Source organism: Variovorax paradoxus (genome assembly GCF_030815975.1).
Classification (GTDB): Bacteria; Pseudomonadota; Gammaproteobacteria; order Burkholderiales; family Burkholderiaceae_C; genus Variovorax; species Variovorax paradoxus_N.
In genome coordinates this window covers 753,788-767,261 of the sequence record NZ_JAUSXL010000002.1, presented here as the reverse complement: position 1 = coordinate 767,261, position 13,474 = coordinate 753,788, and the positions used below count along the sequence as shown (strand labels likewise).

Annotated in this window: 12 protein-coding genes; all 12 read left to right on the top strand. The window is 65.3% G+C overall.

Translation table 11 applies throughout. The features are described from left to right. Positions 1 to 11: 11 nt before the first annotated feature. The 12 genes from QFZ47_RS07415 to QFZ47_RS07360 all read left to right on the top strand — a co-directional run bounded on the left by QFZ47_RS07415 (position 12) and on the right by QFZ47_RS07360 (position 13,443). Positions 12 to 707 (top strand): transposase, encoded by a 696-nt coding sequence (locus QFZ47_RS07415; RefSeq protein ID WP_307655028.1) that lies wholly within the window; start codon positions 12 to 14, stop codon positions 705 to 707. 182 nt (positions 708 to 889) lie between these two features. After that, a complete protein-coding gene (locus QFZ47_RS07410; RefSeq protein ID WP_307655027.1) occupies positions 890 to 5,644 on the top strand; it encodes a glutamate synthase-related protein in 4,755 nt (1,584 codons plus the stop codon). Positions 5,645 to 5,685: 41 nt separating this feature from the next. Beyond that, the gene (locus tag QFZ47_RS07405; protein WP_307655026.1) at positions 5,686 to 7,164 is read left to right on the top strand and encodes a glutamate synthase subunit beta; all 1,479 of its coding nucleotides are present in this window, start codon (positions 5,686 to 5,688) and stop codon (positions 7,162 to 7,164) included. 65 nt (positions 7,165 to 7,229) lie between these two features. Next, entirely contained in the window at positions 7,230 to 8,090 is an 861-nt protein-coding gene (locus QFZ47_RS07400; RefSeq protein WP_307655025.1) for an ABC transporter ATP-binding protein, read from the top strand. Positions 8,091 to 8,115: 25 nt separating this feature from the next. Further along, complete coding sequence (gene mlaE / locus QFZ47_RS07395; protein WP_018906525.1) at positions 8,116 to 8,898, top strand: lipid asymmetry maintenance ABC transporter permease subunit MlaE; 783 nt, start codon at positions 8,116 to 8,118, stop codon at positions 8,896 to 8,898. 38 nt (positions 8,899 to 8,936) lie between these two features. Next, positions 8,937 to 9,428: an outer membrane lipid asymmetry maintenance protein MlaD gene (mlaD, locus tag QFZ47_RS07390; protein WP_307655024.1), complete on the top strand. Its 492-nt coding sequence runs from the start codon at positions 8,937 to 8,939 to the stop codon at positions 9,426 to 9,428. After that, the gene (locus QFZ47_RS07385; protein WP_307655023.1) at positions 9,425 to 10,171 is read left to right on the top strand and encodes an MlaA family lipoprotein; all 747 of its coding nucleotides are present in this window, start codon (positions 9,425 to 9,427) and stop codon (positions 10,169 to 10,171) included. Before mlaD ends, QFZ47_RS07385 begins: the two co-directional genes overlap by 4 nt. Before the next feature lie 190 nt (positions 10,172 to 10,361). Beyond that, positions 10,362 to 11,021: an MlaC/ttg2D family ABC transporter substrate-binding protein gene (locus QFZ47_RS07380; protein WP_307655022.1), complete on the top strand. Its 660-nt coding sequence runs from the start codon at positions 10,362 to 10,364 to the stop codon at positions 11,019 to 11,021. 4 nt (positions 11,022 to 11,025) lie between these two features. Next, entirely contained in the window at positions 11,026 to 11,298 is a 273-nt protein-coding gene (locus QFZ47_RS07375) for an STAS domain-containing protein (protein ID WP_307655021.1), read from the top strand. A gap of 88 nt (positions 11,299 to 11,386) precedes the next feature. After that, positions 11,387 to 12,334 (top strand): ABC transporter ATP-binding protein, encoded by a 948-nt coding sequence (locus QFZ47_RS07370; protein WP_012746309.1) that lies wholly within the window; start codon positions 11,387 to 11,389, stop codon positions 12,332 to 12,334. Positions 12,335 to 12,416: 82 nt separating this feature from the next. After that, positions 12,417 to 13,181: an ABC transporter permease gene (locus QFZ47_RS07365; RefSeq protein ID WP_307655020.1), complete on the top strand. Its 765-nt coding sequence runs from the start codon at positions 12,417 to 12,419 to the stop codon at positions 13,179 to 13,181. A gap of 19 nt (positions 13,182 to 13,200) precedes the next feature. After that, positions 13,201 to 13,443, top strand: coding sequence for a BolA family protein (locus QFZ47_RS07360; protein WP_012746311.1), 243 nt, complete (start codon positions 13,201 to 13,203; stop codon positions 13,441 to 13,443). The last annotated feature ends 31 nt before the right edge of the window (positions 13,444 to 13,474 follow it).

Below are 13,474 nucleotides of genomic sequence, written 5' to 3'. Positions count from 1 at the left end.
CTCGTCACGCCATGGCCCGTCTGCCCCGCCTCACACTCGCCGGCCTGCCGCACCATGTGATCCAGCGCGGCAACAACCGCCAGGCGATCTTCATCGACCGCGCCGACCACGAGCGTCTGCTTGGCCTGCTGGCAGACGCAGCCCCGCGCTTCGGCGTGGCGCTGCATGCCTATGTGCTGATGGACAACCATTTCCATCTGCTGGCAACGCCCGACACGACCACCGGGCTGCCGCAGTTCATGCAGGCGGTGGGGCGCAGCTACGTGCGCTATTTCAACGATCGCCACGGCCGCAGCGGCACCCTGTGGGAGGGGCGCTACCGATCGACATTGATCCAGACCGACCGCTACCTGCTCACCTGCATGGCCTACATCGACCTCAATCCCGTGCGGGCCGGCCTGGTGTCGGACGCGCGCGACTTTCCATGGTCCAGCCATGGGCACTATGCGGGCCTGCGGCACGACAAGCTGCTGACGCCGCATCCGCTGTACTGGGAACTGGGCAACACGCCTTTTGCCCGCGAGGCGGCCTACGTCGAACTGGTGCGTGCCGGCGTGCGCGCGGCCGACCAGGGCACACTGACCGAAGCCACCTTGCGCGGCTGGGCGGCCGGCGATGCGGATTTTCTTGCGTCGCTTCAGAAGGCGACCGAGCGCCGCGTCGCCAAAGCCAAGGCCGGGCGTCCGCCATCGGCCTCCGATTCCTGAGCTGAAGCTTCCCGCCGCGGGACGATGAGTGGAGCTTTCGCATCTTCATTAATGTGTCCCCAATTTTATTCTGACCATAAGAGTCGGGATTTAATTGGAATCTGACCCCGTTTAAAGTGTTTGGCATTCTTTGTGCATCGCAATATCCTTCTCATCCCTGCGAAAAACTGAAGGAGTGCGCCATGACGACGGCTGCCGAGATCGAACATCTCCAACAACACGGTCTGTATTCCGGTGCCGATGAACACGATGCCTGCGGCGTCGGCTTCGTCGCGCACATCAAAGGCGAGAAGAGCCATGCCATCGTGCTGCAGGGCCTGAAGATCCTCGAAAACCTCGACCATCGCGGCGCAGTGGGCGCTGACAAGCTGATGGGCGACGGCGCCGGCATCCTGATCCAGCTGCCCGACCGCCTCTATCGCGAAGAAATGGCCAGGCAGGGCGTCACACTGCCTCCTCCTGGCGAATACGGCGTCGGCATGATCTTCCTGCCCAAGGAGCACGCCTCGCGCGAAGCCTGCGAGCAGGAAATGGAACGCGCCATCAAGGCCGAAGGCCAGGTGCTGCTGGGCTGGCGCGACGTGCCGGTGAACCGCGACATGCCCATGTCGCCCACGGTGCGCGCCAAGGAGCCGCTGCTGCGCCAGGTGTTCATCGGCCGCGGCAACGACGTGATCGTGCAGGATGCGCTGGAACGCAAGCTCTATGTGATCCGCAAGACCGCCAGCGCCAACATCCAGCGCCTGAAGCTCAAGCACAGCAAGGAATACTACGTTCCGAGCATGTCGAGCCGCACCGTGGTCTACAAGGGCCTGCTGCTCGCCGACCAGGTCGGCACCTACTACCTCGACCTGCAGGACAAGCGCTGCGTCTCGGCCCTGGGCCTGGTGCACCAGCGCTTCTCGACCAACACCTTCCCCGAGTGGCCGCTGGCCCACCCGTACCGCTATGTCGCCCACAACGGCGAAATCAACACGGTCAAGGGCAACTACAACTGGATGAAGGCGCGCGAAGGCGTGATGTCGTCGCCCGTGCTGGGCGCCGACCTGCAGAAGCTCTACCCGATCAGCTTCGCCGGCCAGTCCGACACCGCCACCTTCGACAACTGCCTCGAACTGCTGACGATGGCCGGCTACCCCATCAGCCAGGCCGTGATGATGATGATTCCCGAACCCTGGGAACAGCACGCCACCATGGACCCGCGCCGCCGCGCGTTCTACGAATACCACGCCGCCATGCTCGAGCCGTGGGACGGCCCGGCTTCCATCGTGTTCACCGACGGCCGCCAGATCGGCGCCACGCTCGACCGCAACGGCCTGCGCCCGTCGCGCTACTGCGTGACCGACGACGATCTGGTCATCATGGCCTCGGAATCGGGCGTGCTGCCGGTGCCCGAGCAGAAGATCGTGCGCAAGTGGCGGCTGCAGCCCGGCAAGATGTTCCTGATCGACCTGGAGCAGGGCCGCATGATCGACGACGAGGAGGTCAAGGCCACCCTCGCCAACAGCAAGCCCTACAAGCAGTGGATCGAGAACCTGCGCATCAAGCTCGACAGCGTCGAGGCCGAGCCGGTCCCCGCGCCGCTCTCACAGGTTGCGCTGCTCGACCGCCAGCAGGCCTTCGGCTACACCCAGGAAGACATCAAGTTCCTGATGAGCCCGATGGCGCAGGCCGGCGAAGAGGGCATCGGCTCCATGGGCAACGACAGCCCGCTGGCCGTGCTCTCCAACAAGAACAAGCCGCTCTACAACTACTTCAAGCAGTTGTTCGCGCAAGTGACCAACCCGCCGATCGACCCGATCCGCGAGGCCATCGTGATGTCGCTGGTGTCCTTCATCGGCCCCAAGCCCAACCTGCTGGACATCAACCAGGTCAACCCGCCGATGCGGCTCGAAGTGAGCCAGCCGATCCTCGACTTTGCCGACATGGCCAAGCTGCGCGACATCGGCAAGTACACTCAGGGCAAGTTCAAGAGCTACGCGCTCGACATCACCTACCCGCTCGCCTGGGGCGACGAGGGTGTCGAAGCCAAGCTGGCCTCGCTGTGCGCCGAAGCGGTGGACGCCATCAAGGGCGGCCACAACATCCTGATCGTGAGCGACCGCGGCGTGAGCCCCACGCAGGTGGCCATTCCCGCCGTGCTGGCGCTCTCCGCTGTTCATCAGTATCTGGTCCGGGAAGGCCTGCGCACCACGGCCGGCCTGGTGGTGGAAACCGGCTCGGCGCGCGAAGTGCATCACTTCGGCGTGCTCGCGGGCTACGGCGCGGAAGCCGTGCACCCCTACCTCGCCATGGAAACGCTGGCGGCCATGCATGCCGACCTGCCGGGCGACATGAGCGCGGAGAAGGCGGTCTACAACTACGTCAAGGCCATCGGCAAGGGCCTGTCGAAGATCATGTCGAAGATGGGTGTCAGCACCTACATGAGCTACTGCGGCGCGCAGCTGTTCGAAGCCATCGGCCTCAACACCGAGACGGTCAACAAGTACTTCACCGGCACCGCCAGCCGCGTCGAGGGCATCGGCGTGTTCGAGATCGCCGAGGAAGCCATCCGCATGCACAAGGCCGCGTTCGGCGACGACCCGGTGCTCTCCAACATGCTCGACGCCGGCGGCGAATACGCCTGGCGCACGCGCGGCGAAGAGCACATGTGGACGCCCGACGCCATTGCCAAGCTGCAGCACAGCACGCGCGCCAACAACTGGAACACCTACAAGGAATTCGCGCAGCTCATCAACGACCAGAACCGCCGCCATCTCACGCTGCGCGGCCTGTTCGAATTCAAGCTCGATCCGGCCAAGGCCATTCCGGTGGACGAGGTCGAGGCGGCTGCCGAGATCGTCAAGCGCTTTGCCACCGGCGCGATGTCGCTCGGTTCGATCAGCACCGAGGCGCACTCCACGCTCGCGATTGCCATGAACCGCATCGGCGGCAAGAGCAACACGGGCGAGGGTGGCGAAGACCCGGCGCGCTACCGCAACGAACTCAAGGGCATTCCGATCAAGCAGGGCGACACGCTCAAGAGCGTGATCGGCGCGGCCAACGTCGAAGTCGACCTGCCCCTGAAGGACGGCGACTCGCTGCGTTCGCGCATCAAGCAGGTGGCGTCGGGCCGCTTCGGCGTCACGGCCGAGTACCTGCATTCGGCCGACCAGATCCAGATCAAGATGGCGCAGGGCGCCAAGCCGGGCGAGGGCGGCCAGCTGCCAGGCGGCAAGGTCACCGAGTACATCGGCAAGCAGCGCTATGCGGTGCCGGGCGTGGGCCTGATCTCGCCGCCGCCGCATCACGACATCTACTCGATCGAAGATCTCGCGCAGTTGATCCACGACCTGAAGAACGCCGCGCCGCACGCGAGCATCAGCGTCAAGCTGGTGAGCGAAATCGGCGTGGGCACCATCGCGGCCGGCGTGGCCAAGTGCAAGAGCGACCACGTGGTGATCGCGGGCCACGACGGCGGCACGGGCGCATCGCCCTGGTCGTCGATCAAGCACGCGGGCAGCCCGTGGGAAATCGGCCTGGCCGAAACGCAGCAGACGCTGGTGCTCAACCGCCTGCGCAGCCGCATCCGCGTGCAGGCCGACGGCCAGATGAAGACCGGCCGCGACGTCGCCATCGGCGCGCTGCTGGGCGCCGACGAATTCGGCTTTGCCACCGCCCCGCTGGTGGTCGAGGGCTGCATCATGATGCGCAAGTGCCACCTGAACACCTGCCCGGTGGGCGTGGCCACGCAGGACCCGATCCTGCGCAAGAAGTTCTCGGGCAAGCCCGAGCACGTCGTCAACTACTTCTTCTTCGTGGCCGAGGAAGTGCGCCAGATCATGGCCCAGCTCGGCATCCGCAAGTTCGACGACCTGATCGGCCGCGCCGACCTGCTCGACATGCGCAAGGGCATCGAGCACTGGAAGGCGTCCGGCCTGGACTTCAGCCGCCTGTTCGCGCTGCCGATCGTGCCGGCCGACGTGCCGCGCTTCCACGTCGAGAACCAGGACCACGGCCTGGACAAGGCGCTCGATGTGAAGCTGATCGAAAAGTCGCGTCCGGCCATCGAGCGGGGCGAGAAGGTGCAGTTCATCGAGGTGGCGCGCAACGTCAACCGCTCGGTGGGCGCCATGCTCTCGGGCGCGCTGACCAAGGTGCATCCGCAGGGCCTGCCCGACGACTCCATCCGCATCCAGCTCGAAGGCACGGGCGGCCAGTCGTTCGGCGCGTTTCTCGCGCGCGGCATCACGCTCTACCTGATCGGCGATGCCAACGACTACACCGGCAAGGGCCTGTCGGGCGGCCGCGTGGTGGTGCGCCCGAGCCTCGACTTCCGCGGCGAAGCAGTGCGCAACACCATCGTGGGCAACACCGCGCTGTACGGCGCGACCACCGGCGAGGCCTACCTCTGCGGCGTGGCCGGCGAGCGTTTTGCCGTGCGCCTCTCGGGTGCCACGGCCGTTGTCGAAGGCACGGGCGACCATGGCTGCGAATACATGACGGGCGGCACGGTCGCGGTGCTCGGCAAGACGGGCCGGAACTTCGCAGCCGGCATGAGCGGCGGCGTGGCTTTCGTCTACGACGAAGACGGCCAGTTCGCCACGCGCTGCAACCTCTCGATGGTGTCGCTCGACAAGGTGCTGACCTCGGCCGAGCAGACGGCCAGCATGCACCGCAAGGTCTGGCATGGCGGCGAAACCGACGAGGCCCAGCTCAGGAAGCTGCTCGAAGAACACCACCGCTGGACCGGCAGCAAGCGCGCGCGCGAACTGCTCGACAACTGGGCCGTGTCGCGCACCAAGTTCGTCAAGGTGTTCCCGAACGAATACAAGCGTGCGCTCGCCGAACTGCACGACCGCAAGGTCGAACTCACGAGCAGCGGCAACAACGCGCACATGGGCCTCGAGCCGCATGCGCTGGCCGCCGCGCCGCAGGCCGCGCCGGCCGCGGTCTGAACGCCGACGACGACACAGAGAGAAAGAACTAAGGAATCGCGATGGGAAAGATCACCGGCTTCATGGAGCATGAGCGCATCGAGGAGGGCTACAAGCCCGTCGACGAGCGAGTCAGGCACTACAAGGAATTCATCGTCGGCCTGACGCCCGAGCAGGCCAAGGTGCAGGGTGCGCGCTGCATGGACTGCGGCACGCCGTTCTGCAACAGCGGCTGCCCGGTCAACAACATCATTCCGGACTTCAACGACCTCGTGTACCGCAACGACTGGCAAAACGCCTTCGCGGTGCTCGATTCGACCAACAACTTCCCGGAATTCACCGGCCGCATCTGCCCCGCGCCCTGCGAGGCGGCCTGCGTGCTCAACGTGAACGACGACCCGGTCGGCATCAAGTCCTTGGAGCACGCGATCATCGACCGCGCCTGGGACGAAGGCTGGGTGGCGCCGCGCGTTGCCAAGCACAAGACCGGCAAGAAGGTGGCGGTGGTGGGTTCGGGGCCGGCCGGCATGGCTGCGGCGCAGCAGCTCGCGCGCGTGGGCCACGACGTGACACTGTTCGAGAAGAACGACCGCATCGGCGGCCTGCTGCGCTACGGCATTCCCGACTTCAAGATGGAGAAGACCCACATCGACCGCCGCGTCGAGCAGATGAAGGCCGAGGGCGTGAGCTTCCGCACCGGCGTCATCGTCGGTGCCGCGAAGGATCCGCTGGGCAAGGGTTCCAAGGTCACCAACCTGGCCAAGGAAACCGTCACGCCCGAGCAACTGCAGAAAGAGTTCGACGCCGTGGTGCTCACGGGCGGCGCCGAGCAGTCGCGCGACCTGCCGGTGCCTGGCCGCGACCTCGACGGCATCCATTACGCGATGGAGTTCCTGCCGCAGCAGAACCGCGTCAACGCGGGCGACAAGGTCAAGGGCCAGCTGCGCGCGGACGGCAAGCACGTCATCGTCATCGGCGGCGGCGACACCGGCTCCGACTGCGTGGGCACCAGCAACCGCCATGGCGCGGCCAGCGTCACCCAGTTCGAACTGATGCCGCAGCCGCCCGAGGAAGAAAACCGCCCGCTGACCTGGCCCTACTGGCCGATCAAGCTGCGCACCAGCTCCAGCCATGAAGAAGGCTGCGAGCGCGAGTTCGCCATTTCCACCAAGGAGTTCATCGGCGAAAAGGGCAAGATCACAGGTCTCAAGACCGTGCGCGTCGAGTGGAAAGACGGTCGCATGCAGGAAGTGGCCGGCAGCGAACAGATCCTCAAGGCCGACCTCGTGCTGCTGGCCATGGGCTTCGTGAGCCCCGTGGCCACCGTGCTCGATGCCTTCGGCGTCGAGAAGGATGCACGCGGCAATGCCAAGGCCACGGTCGATTTCATCGGCGGCTATGCCACCAACGTGCCGAAGGTGTTTGCAGCGGGCGACATCCGCCGCGGGCAGTCGCTGGTTGTGTGGGCCATCCGGGAAGGCCGCCAGGCCGCGCGCTCGGTGGATGAATTCCTGATGGGATTCAGCGACTTGCCACGCTGATTTTTGTTTCAGTTTTGCGGGGCCGGCCACGGCCCCGCTATCATTCGCGGAAACCGCATGCCGGGATGCCTGAGAAGGTGCCCGGCTTTTTTATTGAGATGGAATCAGCCGCACCACTGCCACACCCCTTTGTAGAGTTCCGCGACGTCACGTTCGGCTACGGCGCACGGGCGATCCTCGGCGGTGTGTCGTTTGCCGTGCCGCGCGGCAAGGTGACTGCGCTGATGGGCGCCTCGGGCGGCGGCAAGACCACCGTGCTGCGGCTCATCGGCGGACAGCAGCGGGCGCAGCGCGGCGAGGTGCTTTTCGATGGCCAGGACGTCGGCAGGTTCGACGCGGCCGGGTTGTACAAGGCGCGGCGGCGCATGGGCATGCTGTTCCAGTTCGGTGCCTTGTTCACCGACATGAGCGTGTTCGACAACGTCGCCTTTCCGCTGCGCGAGCACACGCAGCTGTCGGAAGCGCTGGTGCGCGACATCGTGCTCATGAAGCTCGACGCGGTGGGCTTGCGCGGCGCGCGCGACCTGATGCCCAGCGAAGTGTCCGGCGGCATGGCCAGGCGCGTGGCTCTCGCGCGCGCCATTGCGCTCGACCCCGATCTGGTCATGTACGACGAGCCGTTTGCCGGCCTCGATCCGATTTCCCTGGGCACGGCCGCGCGGCTGATCCGCCAGCTCAACGACACGCTCGGGCTGACCAGCATCGTCGTATCGCACGACCTCGAAGAAACCTTCCGCATCGCCGACCACGTGATCATCCTGGCCAACGGCGGCATTGCCGCGCAGGGCACGCCCAGCGAAGTGCGGGAAAGCGCCGATCCATTGGTTCACCAGTTCGTCAATGCCTTGCCCGATGGGCCGGTGCATTTCCACTACCCGGTCGTCGGCATCGAGGAAGATTTCGGCAACGAAGGAGGGCGGTCATGAGCGCAGCGCCGAACCGGGGGCAGACATGAGCTGGTGGAAACCCGCCGACATCGGCTTTGCGGTGCGCAGCAAGCTGGCCGACCTGGGCTACGGCGCCAAGCTGTTCCTGCGCCTGCTGGTGCAGGGGGCACGAAGCTTGCAGCGCTTCGGGCTGGTGCGCGACCAGATCCATTTTTTGGGCAACTACTCGCTGGCCATCATTGCGGTGTCGGGGCTTTTCGTCGGCTTCGTGCTGGGCCTGCAGATGTACTACGCATTGCAGCGCTACGGTTCTTCCGAGGCGCTCGGCCTGCTGGTGGCATTGAGCCTGGTGCGCGAACTCGGGCCCGTGGTGGCGGCCTTGCTGTTCACGGGGCGCGCCGGTACCTCGCTCACCGCGGAGATCGGCCTCATGAAGGCCGGCGAGCAGCTCAGCGCCATGGAAATGATGGCGGTCGACCCGGTGCAGCGCATTCTTGCGCCGCGTTTCTGGGCCGGCGTCATCACGATGCCGCTGCTGGCGGCCGTGTTCAGCGCGGTCGGCATCATGGGCGGCTACGTGGTGGGCGTGCTGATGCTGGGTGTCGATCCGGGCGCGTTCTGGGGCCAGATGCAGGGTGGCGTCGACGTCTGGCGCGACGTGGGCAACGGCGTGATCAAGAGCATCGTGTTCGGTTTCACCGTGACCTTCATCGCGCTGCTGCAGGGCTACGAGGCCCAGCCCACGCCCGAAGGCGTGTCGCGCGCGACCACGCGCACCGTGGTGATGGCGTCGCTCTCGGTGCTCGGGCTCGACTTCCTGCTCACGGCCATGATGTTCAGTATTTGAAGGAGCCCCGGCTCCAATCGTTCTAGAGAGTGCAAACCATGCAACGTTCCAACAACGACATCTGGGTCGGCCTGTTCGTCCTGATCGGCGGCGCGGCACTGCTGTTCCTCGCGCTGCAGTCGGCCAATCTGCTGAGCCTGAACTTCCAGAAGACCTACAACGTGACCGCGCGTTTCGACAACATCGGCGGGCTCAAGCCGCAAACGGCGGTCAAGAGTGCAGGCGTGGTGGTCGGCCGCGTGGAATCCATCTCGTTCGACGACAAGTCCTTTCAGGCCAGCGTCACACTGGCATTGCAAAACCGTTACAGTTTTCCCAAGGACAGTTCGCTCAAGATCCTGACCAGTGGCCTGCTCGGCGAGCAGTACATCGGGATCGAGGCGGGCGCCGAGGAGAAGAACCTGCAAGCCGGCGACACCGTCACCGCGACCCAATCGGCCGTGGTGCTGGAAAACCTGATCAGCCAGTTCCTCTACAGCAAGGCGGCCGAGGGAAATACTTCGACGCCGGGAACAGCCAACAAGAAATGAAAACAAGCCTTTTTCCGTCTTTAGCTATCGATAGGATAGCAAGCCATGCCCGCTGGGCGAGTGTTGCAGTCGCCCTCGCGCTCATTGCAGGTTGCGCGAGCGGGCCCCACGCCAATCCGGCCGACCCCTTCGAGCCAATGAACCGAGGTGTCACCCGCTTCAACGACGTGGTCGACGACGCGGTGCTCGTGCCCGTGGCCACGGCCTACCAGCGCGTGCTGCCCTCGATGGTGCGCACCGGCGTGGGCAACTTCTTCGGCAACCTGGGCGACGTCTGGAGCTTCGTCAACAGCGTGGCCCAGCTCAAGCTGCAGAACAGCGCCGAAACCTTCATGCGCGTCAACGTCAACACCTTCTTCGGCCTTGGCGGTCTGCTGGACATTGCCACCGAAGCGGGCATCGACCGCCACGAGGAAGATTTCGGCCAGACGCTCGGCCGCTGGGGCGTGGGTGCCGGCCCTTACGTGGTGCTGCCGGTGTTCGGCCCCTCGACCCTGCGCGATACGGCCGCATTGCCGGTGGACCGTGCCGGCAGCGTGCTCGGCAACATGAACGACGTGGCCTGGCGCAATTCGCTGTCATTCCTGGAGGCCGTCGATACGCGCGCCAAGTACCTGCGCGCCGGTCGCCTGCTCGACGACGCGGCGCTCGACAAGTACACCTTCACGCGCGACGCCTTCCTGCAGCACCGCCGCAACGACGTCTACGACGGCAATCCGCCTGACGACGAAGGCGGAAAATAGAAGCACAAAAGGCGCGGAAAGGAGACTTTTCGGGGCCAGGCAGGCGGTTTTGCCGCTTGCATACGGTTTCAAGGCTTCACCTGCGCTTCAGGAACCCGGTCGGCCGGGCGCCTGTCGAACACGTTCTTTCCTGCAGGCGCGATTTAATTTAATTTGCGCCGTGCGGATTTTTCAACTTGAGGGGATAGCCATGAACAACAAAATCTTGCAACGACGCGGCTTTGGCCGCCTGATGCTGGCCAGCGCCCTGCTTTTTGGTGCCGCCACGGCTTTCGTGCGCCCGGCCCATGCCGCCGACGAAGCACCCGACGCGCTGGTCAAGCGCTTGTCGACCGATGTGCTCGAAACCATCAAGGCCGACACCTCCATCAAGGCGGGTGACGTCAACAAGATCATGGTGCTGGTCGACAGCAAGATCATGCCCAACGTCAACTTCCAGCGCATGACGGCTTCCGCCGTTGGCCCGGCATGGCGACAGGCCACGCCTGAGCAGCAAAAGAGGCTGCAGGAAGAATTCAAGACCCTGCTGGTGCGCACCTACGCCGGCGCGCTCGACCAGGTGAGCGACCAGACCGTCACGGTCCGTCCGTTCCGCGGGTCGCCTGAAGATACCGAAGTGCTGGTTCGTACCGAGGTCAAGGGCCGCGGCGATCCGGTGCAGCTCGACTACCGCCTCGAGAAAACGCCCGGCCAGGGCGGCGGCTGGAAGGTCTACAACCTCAATGTGCTGGGCGTCTGGCTGGTCGACACCTACCGCACCCAGTTCTCGCAGGAAATCAACGCCCGCGGCATCGACGGCCTGATTGCAGCGCTGGCGGCGCGCAACAAGGGCAACAACGGCAAGAGCTGAGGCCATGCTGGTCCTGCCCTCCAAACTCACCCACGACGAAGCCCCGGCCTGCATGCGCATGCTGCAGCAGGGGCTGGCGGGACAGGCCGACACATCCACCGTGGTGGACGCCAGCGCGCTGGCGCAGTTCGATTCCTCGGCCTTGGCGGTGCTGCTGGAGTGCCGCCGCGAATCCAGCGCGCTCGGCCGCGGCTTTGCGGTCAAGGGGCTGTCGCCGCGGCTGCGCGAACTGGCCGCGCTCTACGGCATCGCGGGGCTCCTGCCGGCGGCACCCTGATCGCCGGGCGGCCCGGCAGCGGCCGCGTCAGGGCATCCGGCCGTCGCCAAGCGGCCTGCAGGGCAGGCCCGTAAAATCGCCGGCTCCCATGCCCGCGATCTCATTCCAATCGGTCTCCAAGACCTACCCTCCCTCCAGACAACAGCGGGCCCAAGGCAAGCAGGGGCTGCGCGCCGTCGACGAGGTCAGCTTCCAGATCGAGCCGGGCGAGTTCTTCGGCCTGCTCGGGCCCAATGGCGCGGGCAAGACCACGCTCATCAGCATGCTGGCGGGCCTGTCGCGCCCCACGGCCGGCGCCATCAGCGTCCATGGCTTCGACGTGCAGCGCGACTATGCCGAGGCCCGGCGCCAGCTCGGCATCGTGCCGCAGGAGCTGGTGTTCGACCCCTTCTTCAACGTGCGGGAATCGCTGCGCATCCAGTCGGGCTACTTCGGCATCAAGAACAACGAGGCCTGGATCGACGAACTGCTGCAGAGCCTGGGCCTGGCCGACAAGGCCACGGCCAACATGCGCCAGCTCTCGGGCGGCATGAAGCGCCGGGTGCTGGTGGCGCAGGCGCTGGTGCACAAGCCGCCCGTCATCGTGCTGGACGAGCCCACCGCCGGGGTCGACGTCGAGTTGCGCCAGACGCTCTGGCAGTTTGTCGCCAGGCTCAACAAAGAGGGCAGCACCGTGCTGCTCACCACCCATTACCTCGAGGAAGCCGAAGCGCTGTGCAGCCGCATCGCGATGCTCAAGCTCGGCAAGGTGATCGCCCTGGACCGCACCAGCGAGCTCTTGAAGTCGGCCGCCAGCAACGTGCTGCGATTCAAGACCGATGCGATGCTGCCCTGGGCCATTGCCCAGCATGCGCGCATCACCGGGCGCATCGTGCAATTGCCGGCGCAGAACGCCCATGAAGTCGAACAACTGCTGGCCGCGATCCGCGAAGCCGGCGTGGCGGTGGAAGACGTGGAAATGCGCAAGGCCGACCTGGAAGACGTGTTCATCGACCTGATGGCGGGCGAGCAGACGCCGCTGGAGGTTGCGAGATGAGCGCCGCGCCGGGCCGCCCCAAGCAAGCGAAGCTCCCCCTCGGGGGGAAGCGAGGACACGCAGTGCCGAGCAAGGGGGCCCTATGATGGCCGTCACTGGTTGGCGCGCGCTGCTCTACAAGGAGACGCTGCGCTTCTGGAAGGTCGGTTTCCAGACGGTGGGCGCGCCGGTGCTCACGGCGCTGCTCTACCTGATGGTGTTCGGCCATGTGCTCGAAGACCATGTGAAGGTCTACGGTTCGGTCGGCTACACCGCCTTCCTGGTGCCGGGCCTGGTGATGATGAGCGTGCTGCAGAACGCCTTTGCCAACAGCTCGTCCTCGATCATCCAGAGCAAGATCATGGGCAACCTGGTGTTCGTGCTGCTCACGCCGCTGTCGCACTGGGGCTGGTTCTTCGCCTACGTGGGCTCGTCGGTGATCCGCGGGCTGGCCGTGGGGCTCGGCGTGTTCGTGGTCACGATCTTCTTCGCCATGCCGAGCTTCGTTGCGCCCATCTGGATCCTGGTGTTCGCGCTGCTGGGCTCCGCCATGCTCGGCACGCTGGGGCTCATTGCCGGCCTCTGGGCCGAGAAGTTCGACCAGATGGCGGTGTTCCAGAACTTCCTGATCATGCCCATGACCTTTCTGTCGGGCGTTTTCTATTCGATCGGCTCGCTGCCGCCGTTCTGGCAGGGCGTGAGCCACCTGAACCCGTTCTTCTACATGATCGACGGCTTCCGCTACGGCTTCTTCGGCGTGAGCGACGCCTCGCCCTGGCTCAGCCTGGGCATCGTCGGTGCCGCCTGGCTGGTGGTGAGCGCCATTGCCGTCCATTTGCTGCGTATCGGCTACAAAATCAGAGGCTGAAAGGCCCTTTTCAATTCCCATGACCGCCGAACAACTCCAGGCCCTGATCCAGTCCCACCTTCCCTGCGAGCACATCACGCTCGAAGGCGACGGCCGGCATTGGTACGCCACCATCGTCTCGGCCGAATTCGAGGGCAAGCGCGCCATTCAGCGCCATCAGCGGGTCTACGCCACCCTGGGTGCGAAAATGCATACCGACGAGGTGCATGCGCTCTCGATGAAGACCTACACGCCGGCCGAATGGGCGGCGTTGGAAAAATAACTCTCCGGCCCCCGGGCCCTGATTCGCTGGA